The following is a 14,656-nucleotide window of genomic DNA, read 5'->3' as shown; positions in this document are numbered from 1 at the left end:
GCGCCATGCCCATGATGCAAGCACTGTTCAACGGCCTGTCGGGCCTGCTGGGCTTCTCGCGCGACCTGGAGAAGATCGGCAACAACATTTCCAATATGAATACGCCGGGCTTCCGCGGCCAGGCTGCGTTCTTCGAGAACGCCGGCGACGGCATCGGCACCAAGCTGTCGCAGGACGTGACCGACCTGGGCCAGGGCGATACGCAGCAGACCGGCACCAGCACCGACGCGGCGATCCAGGGCAAGGGCCTGTTCGTGCTGCGGGACGACAACGGCAATCTGTTCTACACGCGGGGCGGCCATTTCCGTTTCGACGACAGCGGCCAGCTGATCGACGACGTCACCGGCTACCGCGTGGCCGCGCTCAACGATGCTGGCGGGCTGGCGGATTTCAGCATTGCCGATCTGCAGACGCTGCCGCCGCAGGCCACCACCTCGGTGAATTTCAGCGGCAATCTTTCGCCGAACGACACCACTCAGCAGGTCACCGGGCTGCAGGTGTACGACGCTTCCGGCGGCCTGCACACGCTGACGGTGACGCTGACCAACAACAAGGCCGTCACCGCCAACGACTGGCTAGTCTCCGTGAAGGAGGGCAGCAACGTGGTCGGCAGCGGCGAGCTGCGTTTCGATACCAGCGGTACGCCGACGCCGGGTTTCAACAGCTTCAACGTCACCATCAGCGGCAACGGCGCGAGCCAGCAGGTGACCTTCAATGCGGGTACGCCGGGCGGGTTCTCCGGCGCGACGCAGATTACCGGCGCGAGCTCCAATATCGGTGCGCATGCGGTCGACGGCCACGCCGTAGTGGGCATGTCGCAGGTGAGCTTCGATAGTGCTGGCCTGCTGCAGATCACCTACTCGGACAACGAGAAGAAGACCGGCCCGCAGCTGGCGCTGGCCGAAGTGGCCGACGAGCAGCTGCTGCAGCTAGGTCCCGGCGCGCTCTATACCGCAGGGCCGGATGTGAAGCTCAATTACGGCAAGGCCACCTCCGGCCATCTGGGCAAGATCCTGGGCGGCAGCCTGGAACAGTCGAACGTCGACCTGACCCGCGAGCTGACCGAGATGATTATCGTGCAGCGCGGCTACCAGGCCAGCTCGCGCGTGCTCACCGTGACCGACAGCATGCTGCAGCAGCTGTATTCCAGCACGGGAGGCGGCGGTGGCGGCTAAGGCGTTTGGTTGGATGGGCGAAACGCGCCGCCACGCCGTCATGGCGAAGGCGGGCGCCGTGGTGCAGGCGTGGTGGAATGCCTGGGCCATGAGCGCGGCGCAGGTGCTTGCCGACGGCGGCGCCGACGTGGTGCCGGATGGCGTGTGCCGGCAGGTCGAAAGCCGCGGCGTGGCGTTCTGCGTCGATGGCGATCTGGTCGGTTCGCTGACCGGCCTCGCGGCCAGCCAGGGTGGTGAACTTGCCGCGCATCTGGAGCGTTCCGCGCTGCTGGATCTGGCGCGCCGCATGACCGGCGTCGAGACGCTGGACGATGCCAGCCTCGGCGCGATCGAAGCCGTGCCGGACACGCTGGCCGATCCGCGCTGGGGCGGCTGTGCGCTGGTGCTTGGCATCGGCGGATTGCGCTTGCGCCTGTGGCTGGACCGGCGTGCGGCGGCGCATTGGGCGCCGGCTTCCGCGCCGCGCGTGGCTGCGCTGGTACCGCGGATCGAAGCGATTGCGCCGGCGTCCGCGCAACTGCGCGCGTCGCTCGATCTGGGCGAGATCTCGCTCGACGAACTGCAAGGCCTGGCGCCCGGCGACGTGATTGCCACGCTGGCGCCGCTGTCGCGCCCGCTGGATATCACCGTGGCCGGCGTCGACCGGCCGCTCTTTCAGGGACTGCTGGGCGAGCGCGGCGGACGCCGCGCCCTGCGCCTGGCGTCCACCGAACATCTGGAGTCCGCACCATGAATTCCGTACTGGTTGAACCGCTCGTCTTGCCGCCGCTCGCCGATGCCGAAGCGGACGAAGGCGCATCCGCTCGTGCCGCGGCGCCCGATCTGAGCCTGGTGGGCCACGTCAAAGTGCGCCTGACCGCCGTGCTCGGCGAAACCGAAGTAAGCCTGGCCGAACTGTTCGAGCTGAAGGCAGGCAAGGTGCTTACCTTGGGACAAGGACTGGAAGAGCCGGTGACTCTGCAGCTCAACGGCAAGCCCGTGGCCACCGCGCAGTTGATGGCGGTGGGCGATCACTTCGGCGTGCAGATCGTGCAGGTGCTGTAAGCCCATGCATGTGGATGTTGCCATGCCAGCGGTCGCGGCTTCGGTCGCGCCGGCCGCGCCGATTCCTTTCAGCCATGAGAGCGCGCCTGCCGCTTCGGGAGGTGGCAGCCTGCTGGTTGCCGCTTTATTGCTGGGCGCAGCGTTTGCCGCTTTATGGTTGCTCAAGCGCAGCGGCTGGAAAGGTGGCGCACTGATCAATGGGCCGCGCACACAAGCGCCCGGCGTCAGCGTTGCGCAACGGCTGCGCCTGGGGCCCGGTTGTTCGGCCTATGTGCTGCATGATGGCGACGAGCGGCTGCTGGTGGTGGAGGCGCGCAGCGGTGTGCAGGTAACTGCGCTGCGTCCGCTTGCGTCAACGGCCAACGATGGAGCAGCGCCATGAAGGCGCGCTTGCGGCGCTATGTGTGGCTGGCTTTCGCGGCAGTGCTCGGCGTAGCGTTCTGCCTGCCCGCGGCCGCGGCGATCGATCCGCTGCGCGATGCGGTGAACCAGAACAGTGCGGATCTCGCGCCCGCGCTGCGGCAGGTGGCGGTGCTCACGGCGCTGTCGTTGCTGCCGGCGCTGCTGATCGCGATGACCTCGTTCACCCGCATCGTGATCGTGCTGTCCATGCTGCGCACGGCGCTGGGCCTGCAGCAGACGCCGCCGAACGCGGTGGTGATCACGCTGTCGCTGTTCCTTACCTTGTTTTCGATGATGCCGGTGCTGCAGTCGGCCAAGGACCATGCGCTGGATCCGTGGCTGGCCAACGGCATCAGCACGGAAACGGCGGTGACGCAGGGCTTTCAACCGTTCAAGGAGTTCATGATCCGGCAGACCCGCGAAGGCGATCTGCGCGCGGTGGTGGACATGGCCGGCGCGGCGCAGCCCAAGTCGCTGGCCGACGTACAGGCACTGCACCTGATTCCGGCCTTCATGCTGAGCGAGTTGCGCACAGCCTTCCAGATCGGCTTCGTGATCTTCCTGCCGTTTCTGCTGATCGACCTGGTGGTGGCGGCGATCCTGATGGCGCTGGGCATGATCATGGTGCCGCCGGCCACGGTGAGCCTACCGCTGAAGGTCCTGCTGTTCCTGCTGATCAACGGCTGGGTGCTCGTGGCGCAGGCCCTGCTGGGAAGCTACAGGCACTGAAATGGCCGCCATGCCGTATCCAGCGCAGGAGCACGCCGCCGAACCCGGCGCCGAGCTGTGGACGCGCTGGCGCGTGGCCGGGGACATGCAGGCGCGCGAGGCCTTGCTCGGACACTACGTGGGCTGGGCGCGCAAGCTGGCGCGCGCCGTATTTATGCGCGTGCGCGGACGCAGCGCCGACTGGCCGGATTACGTGCAGAACGCCTCGATCGGCCTGATCGAAGCCATCGACGCTTTCGACCACCGGCGCGGCGTGCCGTTCGAGGCCTATGCCAGGCAGCGCGTGCGCGGCGCGGTGTTCAACGGATTGCGCGCGCTGGCGGGCACGCACGAGGTGCGCCAGCAGGTGCGCGCCGATGGCATCGATTCCCTGCTGGAAGAAACCGAGGACGATCCGGTCGAGCGCCTGGTGCGGCTGGTGGCGTCGCTGGGTGCGGGCTATGCCTTGTCGGTGCCGGTCGAACCGGAACACAGCAGCGTGCCCACGCCCTACGACGAGGCGGTGCGCCACCAGCTGAGCGATCGCGTCCATCGCCATCTGGCCCGCCTGCCTGAGCGGGAGCGCCTGGTGCTGCAGCTGCATTATCTGCAGCATATGGCCTTCGTGGAGATCGCCCTGGCGCTGGCGCTGACCAAGGGCAGGATTTCCCAGCTGCATCGACAGGGACTCGAACGGTTAAGATCGCTGATGCAGGCGGACGCCTGGCAATTCGTGCTTTAGCTGCCGGCTTGCCCGGCCCAACCAGGTCTCCCGATGGATCGCATACGCCCTACCCAGACTTCGGCCCTGATCGATGCGCTGCGCAAGCTTTCCAGGTCGAAAGCGGGCGCGGCGGACACAGAAACGGGCGCTGCGGCGGGCGATACCGCGCCACCGGATCTGCGTGGCGAACTGCGCAGCCTTGCGGCGGGCGTAGATATCGACAGCGAGGAAGCCTTACGCGCGATCCAGCCCCAGCTGCTGCGCTGCATCCTGCAGCATGAGTGGGGTGAGGACGTGGAGAGCGATCCGGCCTTTGCAGGCGTGGTCAGCGCGGTGAACGAGGCGATGTTGCGCGATCCGCGCCTGCAGGCCGTGCTGCGCGAGGCGCTGCACGCCTTGCGCTGAACCTCAGGCCCAGGCGCGCGGGTGCAGTGCTGCTGGCGGCAGCCGCGAAGCATCGCGCTGATCGTCGGGCGAGGGTTGCGAAGGGCGGCGCCAGTCCAGCGCGCGCAGGAACACGGCACGCGCTTCATCCAGGAACTGTTCGCGCTGCCGGCGTGCGGCGCGGCGCTTGCTGGGCAGCAGGCGTACCGGGCGGCGGGCGCCGAAGCGCGGGAGTTCGTGGAAGCCGTGCTTGCCGGGGATGCCGCCGTTTTCCTGCCAGAAGCTGTCGTAGTCGGCGTGGATGCGCGCGGCGAAGGGATGCGCCGCTTGCGCCACGCCGCGCAGGCGCTCGATGCCGTACAGGCGCGCAAGCACGCGCATCAAGGTAAGCAGCAGGTTCTTCGGCCGCACGCCGTGGCTGCCGCGGGTGAACTCGCGGATCGGCGCGCGGCCCAGGAACGACCACGAGCCCTGCATCGCGCCGATCAGCAGGCCGTCCTCGCCGCCGAAGGTGAAGATGCACGAGGACAGCACTTCCTTGCTGCCGGTGACCAGATAGAGCCCCAGTTCGCCCATCGCACGCACGGCGGGCTTGCGCAGATGCAGATGGACGGCTTCGCCGTTGCGCAGCCGCAGGGTGCCGATGCGCACGTCGTGGCCGCGCAGCAGCTTGTCGCGCAGGCGCGGCGGAAAACGTTCGAGCAGGAACCGGTAATGCGCCTGCAGGATGCGCAGGCGTGCCGGGGCATCGAGTTCGCGCGAAATAAAGGGCGCATGCCAGCGGCTGTAGAGGCCGGGGTCGCTGCGCACGGCCTGGCGCATTTCTTCGGAACCGTCGAGAAAACGCAGCCAGTCCAGCTGGCGCGGCAGATAGGCGAGGCTATGGCGGGCGTGGCTCAGATAGCCGTGGATCTGGCGCGGTGCGGGGGTGTAGCCCAGGTCCCAGCGCCCCTGGAACGACCGCAGCAGCAAGAGCGCTCCCGCTCGCGGCGCTAGCGCCGCAGGGGCTGCGTCCAGCCACTCTTCGTGTACTGCTGCCTTCATGAGGATTCCGGTCCAAGCCGCTTGAACGGAAGCCAAGACGGCCGATGCCGGAATTTTTGAAATGCGCGGTGAAGAGGCTGTCAAAAAAGCCGCGATACATCACGCGATGGTTTCGCCGCCAGTCAGTTTCGCCGAAAAAACCTGCGTCAGCCCGCTCAGGCGTCCCAGCCTTCGTCGTCGAACGCCGCGATATCGGTGGCTTCGCCGGTGATCGCCTCGCGCAGCGGGGTCATCTGGCGATTCACTTCGTGGCACCAGTGTTCCATCGATTCGCTGAGCACGCGGGCGCGCGACTGCGCTTCCACTTCGTCCAGCGGGGCCACGATGGCTTCGTACAGGGCGGCCAGTTCGTCGCGCGGGACGATGGTGCCGGCCAGGCGGTGGTAGTCGCTGAGGCGGGTGTGCAGTTCCTCGAGGGTGCGGTAGAGCGGAGGCGGGAAATCGCCGGGCAGGCCGGTGAGCAGGGCGTCGAGTTCGCCCAGGTCGAAGGCGATCTGGGGGGCGTGGACCAGGGTGGCGATGGGCATGATGGGCTCCGGGAATCAGGCTATGTTCGCGCCGAACGCCGCGAGAGGGAAACCCTTCTTATGCGTCGCGCCGGCTGCGCGCCCTGAGCAGGCACAGGGTGCGCCCAGGCACCGTCAGCATTCCCGGGCTGTCGTAGCGGCTGTTTTCCTGCAGCGAGGCGTCGGTCGACAGCAGCAGCCGCCATTCCTGCACGTCTTCCACCGCCGGCAGCTGGAAGCGCAGCGGCTCTTCGCCGGCATGGACGATCAGCAGCAGGCTGAGGTCCTCGCCCATGCGGCGGATGCCGGTGGGGCTGGCGCGGCCGTCGAGCAGCATGCCCAGGCTGCGGCTGGAAGCTTCGTGCCAGTCGGCCTCCTGCATGGGCGTGCCGGCGGCGGTGAGCCAGGTCACGTCGCGCACGCCGAACACGTCGTCCGGCTCGCCGGTCAGGAAGCGGTTGCGGCGCAGCAGGGTGTGGCGCTTGCGCAATGAGGTGAGCTTGCGCACGAAGCGCACCAGCTCCTCGTTGGCGCGCGGTCCGCGCCAGTCCAGCCAGGCCAGTTCGTTATCCTGGCAATAAGCATTGTTGTTGCCCTGCTGGGTGCGCGCGAATTCATCGCCCGCCACCAGCATGGGCGTGCCGCGCGCCAGCAGCAGGGAGGCGAGCAGGTTGCGGCATTGCTTGCGGCGCACGCTCTCGATCGCTTCGTCGCCGCTCGGACCTTCCACGCCGTAGTTGCGGCTGAGGTTGTGGTCGTTGCCGTCGCGGTTGTCTTCGCCGTTGGCTTCGTTGTGCTTCTGCTCGTAGCTGACCAGGTCGGCCAGGGTGAAGCCGTCGTGCGCGGTGACCAGGTTGACCGAGGCATACGGCCGGCGCCCGCGCCGGTCGAACAGGTCGGCCGAACCGGTAAGGCGCGTGGCCAGTTCGCCGATCATGCCTTCGTCGCCGCGCCAGAACGCGCGCAAGGTATCGCGGAAGCGGTCGTTCCATTCGGCCCAGCCGGGCGGGAAGCCGCCGCTCTGGTAGCCGCCGGGGCCCAGGTCCCAGGGCTCGGCGATCAGTTTCACGCGGCTGAGGATGGGATCCTGCCCGCAGGTGTCGAAAAAGCCGCCGTCCTGGTCGAAGCCGTGCGATTCGCGCCCAAGGATGGTGGCCAGGTCGAAGCGGAAGCCGTCCACGCGCATGTCGCGCGCCCAGTAGCGCAGCGAATCGGTCACCAGCTGCAGGGTGCGCGGATGGCTGAGATTGAGCGTGTTGCCGGTGCCGGTGTCGTTGATGTAGCGGCGCGGATCGTCGGCCAGCCGGTAGTAGCTGCGGTTGTCGATGCCGCGCAGCGACAGCGTGGGTCCGAGTTCGTTGCCTTCGGCGGTGTGGTTGTAGACCACGTCCAGCAGCACCTCCAGTCCGGCGTCGTGGAAATGCGAGACCATCGACTTGAACTCGTCGATGCTGTGCACGCTCATATAGCCTGGGTGCGGCGCGAAGAACGCCAGCGTGTTGTAGCCCCAGTAGTTGCGCAGGCCCTTCTCCAGCAGGTGCTTGTCGTCGACGAAGGCATGCACCGGCAGCAGCTCCACCGAGGTGACGCCGAGCGAGCGGATGTAGTCGGTGACCTCCTGCGCCGCCATGCCGGCGAAGCTGCCGCGCAGTTCCGGCGCGATGCCGGGGTGGCGCATGGTGTAGCCGCGCACGTGGGCCTCGTAGATCACCGTGTTTTCCCACGCCACCCGCGGCGCGCGGTGGCGGCCCCAGGTAAAGGCCGGGTCGATCACGCGGGCCTTGGGTACGTAGGGCGCGCTGTCGCGCGTGTCGAACGACAGGTCGCGGTCGCGATGGCCCAGCGTGTAGCCGAACACGGCGTCGTGCCATTGCAGTTCGCCGACGATGTGCTTGGCATAAGGGTCCAGCAGCAGCTTGTTCGGATTGAAGCGATGGCCTTCGTCCGGTTCGTAGGGGCCGTGCACGCGGTAGCCGTAGATCTGGCCGGGGCGCGCATCGGGCAGATAGCCGTGCCATACCTCGTCGGTGTACTCGGGCAGCACGATGCGTTCGGTTTCCTTGCCGTCCCGATCGAACAGGCACAGCTCGACGCGCGTGGCATACGCGGAGAACAAGGCGAAGTTGACGCCCAGCCCGTCCCAGGTCGCGCCCAGCGGATAGGGCAGGCCTTCGCGCACGCGCGACTGGCGGCGCGCCGGGTGCGGCGCGGCGTCGTGCGGATCCACCGGCTTGGCGCGGCGCTCTTCAGGGGGCATCGTCGTCGCCACCGCTGCTTTCCTCCGCTTCCACCAGCCGCGTGGCCGCGTACCAGTGGCGCAGCTCCTGTCCGGCCGGACAGCCTTCCGCTTCCCAGATATGGTGGGCGAGTTCGCGGATGCGCTGCTCGCGCTCCTCGTCGCCGCTCGCTGTGTCGCTCATGTGGCCTCCTGGTCCTGCGCGTACAGCACCGCCAGCGGCAGCTGCGCGAACAGGGCGGAACAGAATCCTGCCGCCGCGCCGCCGGGCATCGCGCGACGCCCGTCCAGCGCGTCGATGAAGCCGCCGGGCGGCGGGTCTTCCAGGCGCAGTCTGCCGTCGCCCCAGTGTTCTTGCGGTATGCGCGGCGTGCACGCGCCGCGCAGCCAGTCCGCGCACAGATGCGGCACGGCGACGACGAGGCGGTGGCCATGGCAGCGCCGCTCGAAGGCCAGCACGCGTTCGCGCGCGGCGCCTTCCACCGGCACGGGGCGATAGCCGCCGGCATCGAACACGACGGGCACGCGGCGGCGCAGATGCAGCAGGCGCGCGAGCAGCCATTGCTTGATCGCGCCGTCGCGGAAGCGTTCGAGCAGTTCGGCCACCGGTGTTTCCGCGGCCGCCGTGGCGCTGCGCGCCGCGTAGTCGACCGCGCGCCGGTTGTCGGGATCGACCAGCGACTGATCCCAGTAGTCGGTGCCCTGGTAGAGATCCGGCAGGCCGGGCATGGTGTTGCGCAGGACCACTGTCGCCAGACCTTTCGCCGCGCCCGGCACGTCCAGCTCATGGGCCGCGGCGGCGATCTCGTGCAGCAACCTGCCGTCGGGTACGAACAGCTCCTGCAGCAGCGCCTGCGCCGCGCCTTCGCAGGCTTCGTCCGGCGCGGTCCAGCTGGTGCGCAGGCGCGCTTCGCGCAAGGCTTTCATCCACCAGGCATGGATGCGCTCGCGATAGGCGGCCAGCGCCGCGGCTTGCCGCGGCTGCAGCTCCAGCGGCCAGGCGGCGACGATGGTCTGCAGCAGCATCGACAGATCGCCGGCATCGATGCTGCAACGCGCCTGCAGCGCACGTATCCACGCATCGGCGCGCACGCTCCAGTCGCCGGCCAGCTCGCTCAGCACGGCCAGCCGCGCGCGGGTGTCCTCGCCGCGCTTGTGGTCGTGCGTGGCGGTGGCGTTGAGGCTGTGCGGCCATTGCCCGGCGCGGCGCTGCATGGCCGCATGGAAAGCCTCCGGCGCCAGCGCGAAGATGGCCGGATCGCTGCCCACTTCGTTGCGCGAAAGCAGCACGCCATAGCGATAGCCCGCGGTGTCTTCCACCGCCTTGGCGCACAGCGGCGCAGCCAGCTGCTCGAAGCGCTGCCGCGCGCGCTTCAGCGCCACGCCGGCCAGGCCGGGCATCGCCGACGGCACGCGTTCCAGCAGCTGCCGGCGCAGCCATTCGCGGGCGGGGCGATCGTCGCTGCGGCCGTCGCGCGCGGCGCGTTCGAAGGCGATGACCAGCGCCTCGCTGTCCGCCGCGGTGGCGATCGCGGGGCCGAGATAGCTGCGGTAGACCGGCAGGCGCGCGAGCACGCCGTACAAGGCGCGCGCCAGCGCGGCGGCGCTGAGGTCGCCGTCTTCCGGCTGGGTGGCCAGATAGGTTTCCCACTGGCGCAGGCAGCGGATGAAATCGCTGCGCAGGCCGTAGCGCAACCATAGCCGGCGCGCGCGGCGTTCCTCGCGGCGGAAGTCCGGCGCGTGGCCGGTGCAGGCCTGCCACAGGCGTGCGAGCGCGGCGTGGCCGCGCGGATCGTGCTGCACGGCGCCGATCAGGTCCATCGCGTCGTAGCCGGTGCTGCCTTCCACCGGCCAGTCGCGCGGCAATGTTTCGCCGGGGGCGAGGATTTTTTCCACATACAGGCGCACCGCCTGCGCCGGACGGCCGGACTGCGCGGCAGCCTCGTCCATCGCGGTGCGCAGGCGCCGCAGATACAGGCGCGGGCAGGCGATGCCGTCCACGTGATCCACGCGCAGGCCATCGACCCAGCCGCGCGCGATCAGCGCCAACGGCAGCGCATGCACGGCGTCGAAGGCCTCGCCGTGGTCCATGTCCAGCGCCACCAGCGCGTCGATATCGAAGAACCGCCGGTAATTGATCACGTCCGGTCCGCTGCGCCACCACGCCGGACGGTAGTGCTGCAGTTCCAGCAGGCGGCGCATCGCCGCGGGCGGCAGGGGCAGGTCCAGCGGCAGGCCCAGGCTGCGCAGATGTTCGAGCGAACCTTGCGCCAGCGGCAGGCGCAGTTCGCCATAGGCCAGCTCGCTGTCCGCTTCGCCCGCGTGCGTGAGCGTGAGGCCGCCTTCGTCCAGCACCTCGGCCAGCGGCTTGGCCAGCACCGGCAGCCATACGCGCCCCTCGGCTTCGGGCGAGCTCCAGTCGATGTCGAACCATCCGGCGTAGCGGCTTTCACGTCCGTGCTGCAGCACGTCGCGCCACCAGGGGTTCTCGACGGACGCGGCCATATGGTTCGGCACGATGTCCAGCAGCAGGCCCATGCCGTGCGCATGCAGCGCCTCGACCAGCGCGGCCAGGGCCTCCTCCCCGCCGAGCGCCGCGCTGACGCGGGTCGGATCGACCGCGTCGTAGCCGTGCGTGGAACCGGTGCGGGCCTGCGCGATCGGCGACAGATACAGATGGCTGATGCCCAGCGCCGCGTAGTAGGGCACCTGCGCGGCGGCGGCGCGCAGGTCGAATTCCGGGCGCAGCTGCAGGCGCGCGGTGGCGGTCCAGGGTTTCATGCGGGACTCCGTTCGCGCGACAGCCAGTCCAGCGCCTCGCGCAGGCGCACGCCTTGCCAGCGCAGGCGGCGGCGCCAGTTGGGGTGTTCGGCCACGGTGCCCGGCACGTTGACTTGCTCGCGGCGTTCGAGCAGGTCTTCGAGGGGAATCAGCGCCAGGGGCGAGGCCGCGCGCAGGGTCATGGCGATGGCCGCGCGCGCCGGTGAAAGGCCGCGCCGCGCGGCGGCGCGATCGAGCGCGGCGGCCTCGCGCCGCCGCGCGGCGTGGGCACGGCGCTGCGCGCCGGCGGGCCATTGCTGTGCACGCGCCAGCACGTCGAGGTCCACGCCGTCGCGCCAGCCGGCCAGCGGCGGCAGGTCGTGGGTGGTGCTCATCGCCACCGCGCCGCGGCGCCATTGCGCGGGGTCGATGAAGCGGCCGCGCGCATCGCGGGTGAACAGCAGCACGTCCAGGCCCAGCACGCCGTGCCGGGCCAGCGTGGCGCGCAGGCCGGCGGGCACGGTGCCGAGGTCTTCGCCGATCACCACGCAGCGGTGGCGCCACGATTCCAGCGCCAGCAGGCCGAGCAGCTCGCGCAGCGGATAGCGCACGTAGCCGCCTTCGTTCGCGTCGAGGCCGGCAGGAATGAGCCAGGCGCGCGACCAGCCGAGGATATGGTCGATGCGCACGCCGCCGCCGCGCGACATCGCCGCGCGCAGCAGGTCGATCAGCGGGCGGTAGCCGCTGGCGCGCAGGCCTTGCGGCGCGTAGGCGGCGAGGCCCCAGGCCTGGCCCTGCGCATTGAAGGCGTCCGGTGGCGCGCCGAGTTGCGCGCCTTGCATCAGCAGGTCGCGGGATTGCCAGGCTTCGCCGCCGCCCGGCTGGAAACCTGCCGCGATATCCCACACCAGCCCCAGGCGCTGCCCCGCCTGCCGCGCCTGCGCGTGTGCATGCGCCCAGCAGGTGGCGGCCAGCCATTGCAGGAAGCACTCGAAGGCGATGCGCGGCGGATGCGCGCGGGCGAAGGCGCGCACGGCGGCATCGAGGCCGCGCGGGTCGCGCCCGCTGCGCCCATCGGGGGTGCCGTCCCGTTCGAGCTGCCAGCGTTGATAGGCGGCGAAGCCGGCGTAGGCGCGCAGCGCGGCGCCGCCCTGGCGCACGAACCGGCGCAGCCCGGCCAGCGCGGGTTCGCGTTCGCCATGGCGTTCGAACAACTGCCACCACACGCGATGGCGCAGCGCGTACTGCGCGGGCCAGTCGATAAGGCGCGCCCGTTCGGCGCGCGCCCAGGCTTCGGCGGCGCCGGCGTGCCGGATGGCATCGTGCAAGGCGCTTTCGCCGAAGACGGTGGCCGGATCGATCTGCAGCCAGTCCAGCCACGCGCGATGCGACGGCGCATAAGGACTGTGCAGCCCGGTCACCGGAGCGGCCGCGTGCAGCGGACTCAAAGCCAGCGCATCGCCGCCGGCCGCGCCGACCCGGGTGCCCAGTTCGCCGACGGCGCGGCTGTCGCCCAGGCCGCCATCGCCGCTGCGCCGCAGGCTGTACACCTGCGACGCCAGACCCCACAGGCGCGGCGGGCGGCCGGCGAGATCGGCCGGGCCGAAGCAGCGCGGTGGCGCCACCGCGAGCGTCAGCGTGCGGGCACCGCACCGCCAGCTGTAATAGCCGGGCGTCGACGGTGCGCAGCCGTCCTTCAATGCCATGCGGCGGCCTGCCTCGTCCACGGCATGCCGCGCGCCGCCGCCAGGCAGTTCGCCGCCGATGGGAAGCACAAGACAAGGCTCTTCATGCGCGTCGATCGGAGGCAGTGCATGCAGCAGTCCTTCCAGCGTACGGTCGGAGAGACGGCATGGCTTGCCCTGCGCATCGGTCCAGCGCACCCGGATGCCGGCCGCCGCCGCCCGTGCCTGCAGGCCGTCACGCGGCATGGCCGGGTCCATGCCAGGCACCGAAACTGCCGGGCGGCAGGCCATCGCCGGATGCGGCGCCATGCGCGTCTTCCCCATGCACGCGGCGGCTGCCATCGGGCGCGGCGAAAGCGACCGCGCGCTCGCCGAGATTGAACGCCAGCGTCCACAGCGAACCATCGGCAAGCTCCCAGCGTGCCGCCAGCGCGGCTTCGCCCAGGCGTTCGCAGCCGAGCGCGCGGCAAGGTTCCAGCCGTGGCACCAGTACGCGCAGGCGCAGCTCCAGCAGGCCGCGGAACCATGCACGCGCGGCCGCCGCAGCGCCGGCATCGTCCACGCGCGGCACCGAAGCCTCGAACGTCGCCCGCGCATTCGGGTCGGGAATCCGCGCCCGCTGCTGCGCCGACGCATACGCGCTGAACGCGGCGAACTCCGCGCGCCGGCCCTCGCGCACTTTCGCGCCCAGCTCCGCCGGATGGCTGGTGAAGTACAGGAACGGCGTGGCGCAGCCCCATTCGTCGCCCATGAAGAACAGCGGCACCATCGGGCTCAGCGCCACCAGCGCCATCGCCACCCGCCAGCGCGCCGGCGGCACCAGCGCGCTCAGCCGTTCACCCAGTGCGCGGTTGCCGATCTGGTCGTGGTTCTGCAGGAACAGCACGAACGACGTCGGCGCCAGGTCGCCGCTGGGCTGGCCGCGGCGGCGGCCGTGGCGGTCGCGCTGGCCCTGGAAGGCGAAGCCTTCGGACAGCACCCGGGCGAGCCGGCCCAGCGGATCGCGTGCATAGTCGGCGTAGTAGCCCTCGTGTTCGCCGGTCAGCAGCACGTGCAGCGCGTTGTGGCCGTCGTCGTTCCATTGCGCGCGGGCCGCGCCGCGCAGCAGGCCGGCGTCGTTGCGCTCGTTTTCCAGCACGAGATGCACGTGGCGGCCGCGCGGCAGGCGCTCGCGCACGGCCTGTGCCAGCCGCGGCACAAAGGTGGGCGAGGCGATCGCATGCACCGCATCCAGGCGCAAGCCGTCCAGGCGGAACTCCTCCAGCCACATCAGCGCGTTGTCGATAAAGAAGCGGCGCACCTGTGCGCGGCGGAAATCGATGGCCGCGCCCCAGGGCGTGGCCTGGTCGCCGCGGAAGAATGCGGGTGCATAGGCGTGCAGATAGTTGCCGTGCGGGCCGAAGTGGTTGTAGACCACGTCGAGCAGAACCATCAGGCCCAGTCCGTGCGCGGCGTCGACCAGGGCCTTGAGCGCGTCCGGCGTGCCGTACGAGGACTCCGGCGCATACGGCAGCACGCCGTCGTAGCCCCAGTTGCGCTGGCCGGGAAATTCGCCCACCGGCATCAGTTCGATCGCGGTATAGCCGGCGGCGCGGATCGACGCCAGGCGCTCGCGCACGCCGTCGTAGCCGCCGAGGCAGCCCACGTGCAGTTCGCAGATGACGGCTTCTTTCCACGGCCGGCCGGCCCAATCGGGATGGCGCCATGGATAGTGCGGATCGACCACCACGCTATAGCCGTCCACATCGCCTTGCTGGCGGCGCGAAGCCGGGTCCGGCACTTCGCTGGCGCCATCGATGCGATAGCGGTACGCGGTACCCGCGGGCACGTCGAGCAGCAGTTCGAACTCGCCGTGCGGCTTTGCGCGCATCGCGTGCGCTTGCGCTCCGATTATCAGCTCCACGCGCCGCGCCGCCGGCGCCCACAGGCGAAAGCGCACGCCGCGCCCGGTGAGGATGGCGCCGTAGCGGCAGGCCTGCGCCGCCATC

General features: G+C 69.9%; 14 protein-coding genes. 7 read left to right on the top strand and 7 right to left on the bottom strand.

The features are described 5' to 3' along the window. The first annotated feature begins 5 nt into the window (after positions 1-5). Genes FHW85_RS04115 through FHW85_RS04085 form a run of 7 tightly spaced genes read left to right on the top strand, consistent with a single transcriptional unit; the run spans position 6 to position 4,458 of the window. On the top strand, positions 6-1,175 hold the full coding sequence (locus FHW85_RS04115; RefSeq protein WP_246866652.1) for a flagellar hook-basal body complex protein: 1,170 nt from the start codon (positions 6-8) through the stop codon (positions 1,173-1,175). Positions 1,176-1,188: 13 nt separating this feature from the next. After that, complete coding sequence (locus FHW85_RS04110) at positions 1,189-1,908, top strand: FliM/FliN family flagellar motor C-terminal domain-containing protein (RefSeq protein ID WP_167257247.1); 720 nt, start codon at positions 1,189-1,191, stop codon at positions 1,906-1,908. Next, positions 1,905-2,219 (top strand): FliM/FliN family flagellar motor C-terminal domain-containing protein, encoded by a 315-nt coding sequence (locus tag FHW85_RS04105; protein ID WP_168647444.1) that lies wholly within the window; start codon positions 1,905-1,907, stop codon positions 2,217-2,219. Before FHW85_RS04110 ends, FHW85_RS04105 begins: the two co-directional genes overlap by 4 nt. A 4-nt stretch (positions 2,220-2,223) precedes the next feature. Beyond that, entirely contained in the window at positions 2,224-2,601 is a 378-nt protein-coding gene (locus FHW85_RS04100; protein WP_168647443.1) for a hypothetical protein, read from the top strand. Then, positions 2,598-3,350, top strand: a complete 753-nt coding sequence (gene fliP / locus FHW85_RS04095; RefSeq protein WP_168647442.1) for a flagellar type III secretion system pore protein FliP — start codon at positions 2,598-2,600, stop codon at positions 3,348-3,350. Before FHW85_RS04100 ends, fliP begins: the two co-directional genes overlap by 4 nt. Positions 3,351-3,360: 10 nt before the next feature. Then, complete coding sequence (locus FHW85_RS04090; RefSeq protein WP_167257251.1) at positions 3,361-4,071, top strand: sigma-70 family RNA polymerase sigma factor; 711 nt, start codon at positions 3,361-3,363, stop codon at positions 4,069-4,071. A 33-nt stretch (positions 4,072-4,104) separates the two neighbouring features. After that, complete coding sequence (locus FHW85_RS04085; RefSeq protein WP_168647441.1) at positions 4,105-4,458, top strand: hypothetical protein; 354 nt, start codon at positions 4,105-4,107, stop codon at positions 4,456-4,458. A gap of 3 nt (positions 4,459-4,461) precedes the next feature. Here the strand turns inward: FHW85_RS04085 and FHW85_RS04080 are convergent, their stop codons facing one another. From FHW85_RS04080 to treZ, 7 genes are all read right to left on the bottom strand, one after another. Continuing rightward, entirely contained in the window at positions 4,462-5,409 is a 948-nt protein-coding gene (locus tag FHW85_RS04080) for a DUF535 family protein (RefSeq protein WP_168647440.1), read from the bottom strand. Positions 5,410-5,636: 227 nt separating this feature from the next. After that, a complete protein-coding gene (locus tag FHW85_RS04075; RefSeq protein WP_167257254.1) occupies positions 5,637-6,008 on the bottom strand; it encodes a hypothetical protein in 372 nt (123 codons plus the stop codon). A gap of 58 nt (positions 6,009-6,066) precedes the next feature. After that, positions 6,067-8,244 (bottom strand): glycogen debranching protein GlgX, encoded by a 2,178-nt coding sequence (glgX, locus tag FHW85_RS04070; RefSeq protein WP_168647439.1) that lies wholly within the window; start codon positions 8,242-8,244, stop codon positions 6,067-6,069. Next, on the bottom strand, positions 8,234-8,407 hold the full coding sequence (locus tag FHW85_RS04065) for a DUF2934 domain-containing protein (RefSeq protein ID WP_167257256.1): 174 nt from the start codon (positions 8,405-8,407) through the stop codon (positions 8,234-8,236). Before FHW85_RS04065 ends, glgX begins: the two co-directional genes overlap by 11 nt. Beyond that, positions 8,404-11,004, bottom strand: a complete 2,601-nt coding sequence (treY, locus tag FHW85_RS04060; RefSeq protein ID WP_168647438.1) for a malto-oligosyltrehalose synthase — start codon at positions 11,002-11,004, stop codon at positions 8,404-8,406. Before treY ends, FHW85_RS04065 begins: the two co-directional genes overlap by 4 nt. Next, positions 11,001-12,914: a 4-alpha-glucanotransferase gene (malQ, locus tag FHW85_RS04055; protein WP_168647437.1), complete on the bottom strand. Its 1,914-nt coding sequence runs from the start codon at positions 12,912-12,914 to the stop codon at positions 11,001-11,003. The genes treY and malQ overlap by 4 nt, the downstream gene beginning before the upstream one ends. Next, positions 12,904-14,655 carry a malto-oligosyltrehalose trehalohydrolase gene (gene treZ, locus FHW85_RS04050; protein ID WP_168647436.1) on the bottom strand — a complete coding sequence of 584 codons (1,752 nt, stop codon included), beginning with the start codon at positions 14,653-14,655 and terminating at the stop codon, positions 12,904-12,906. The genes malQ and treZ overlap by 11 nt, the downstream gene beginning before the upstream one ends. Between the last annotated feature and the right edge of the window lies 1 nt (position 14,656).

It is taken from the genome of Dyella sp. SG609 (genome assembly GCF_012275375.1).
Classification (GTDB): domain Bacteria; phylum Pseudomonadota; class Gammaproteobacteria; order Xanthomonadales; family Rhodanobacteraceae; genus Dyella_D; species Dyella_D marensis.
This window is presented reverse-complemented; position numbering and strand designations above follow the sequence as displayed.

What these genes read in the sequence shown, in the direction of transcription:
- treY (WP_168647438.1), bottom strand. Translation starts at nt 11,004, where the DNA reads ATGAAACCCTGGACCGCCACCGCGCGCCTGCAGCTGCGCCCGGAATTC.
- FHW85_RS04115 (WP_246866652.1), top strand. Translation starts at nt 6, where the DNA reads ATGCCCATGATGCAAGCACTGTTCAACGGCCTGTCGGGCCTGCTGGGC.
- FHW85_RS04075 (WP_167257254.1), bottom strand. Translation starts at nt 6,008, where the DNA reads ATGCCCATCGCCACCCTGGTCCACGCCCCCCAGATCGCCTTCGACCTG.
- FHW85_RS04090 (WP_167257251.1), top strand. Translation starts at nt 3,361, where the DNA reads ATGCCGTATCCAGCGCAGGAGCACGCCGCCGAACCCGGCGCCGAGCTG.
- fliP (WP_168647442.1), top strand. Translation starts at nt 2,598, where the DNA reads ATGAAGGCGCGCTTGCGGCGCTATGTGTGGCTGGCTTTCGCGGCAGTG.
- FHW85_RS04105 (WP_168647444.1), top strand. Translation starts at nt 1,905, where the DNA reads ATGAATTCCGTACTGGTTGAACCGCTCGTCTTGCCGCCGCTCGCCGAT.
- glgX (WP_168647439.1), bottom strand. Translation starts at nt 8,244, where the DNA reads ATGCCCCCTGAAGAGCGCCGCGCCAAGCCGGTGGATCCGCACGACGCC.
- FHW85_RS04065 (WP_167257256.1), bottom strand. Translation starts at nt 8,407, where the DNA reads ATGAGCGACACAGCGAGCGGCGACGAGGAGCGCGAGCAGCGCATCCGC.
- FHW85_RS04085 (WP_168647441.1), top strand. Translation starts at nt 4,105, where the DNA reads ATGGATCGCATACGCCCTACCCAGACTTCGGCCCTGATCGATGCGCTG.
- malQ (WP_168647437.1), bottom strand. Translation starts at nt 12,914, where the DNA reads ATGCCGCGTGACGGCCTGCAGGCACGGGCGGCGGCGGCCGGCATCCGG.
- FHW85_RS04110 (WP_167257247.1), top strand. Translation starts at nt 1,189, where the DNA reads ATGGGCGAAACGCGCCGCCACGCCGTCATGGCGAAGGCGGGCGCCGTG.
- treZ (WP_168647436.1), bottom strand. Translation starts at nt 14,655, where the DNA reads ATGGCGGCGCAGGCCTGCCGCTACGGCGCCATCCTCACCGGGCGCGGC.
- FHW85_RS04100 (WP_168647443.1), top strand. Translation starts at nt 2,224, where the DNA reads ATGCATGTGGATGTTGCCATGCCAGCGGTCGCGGCTTCGGTCGCGCCG.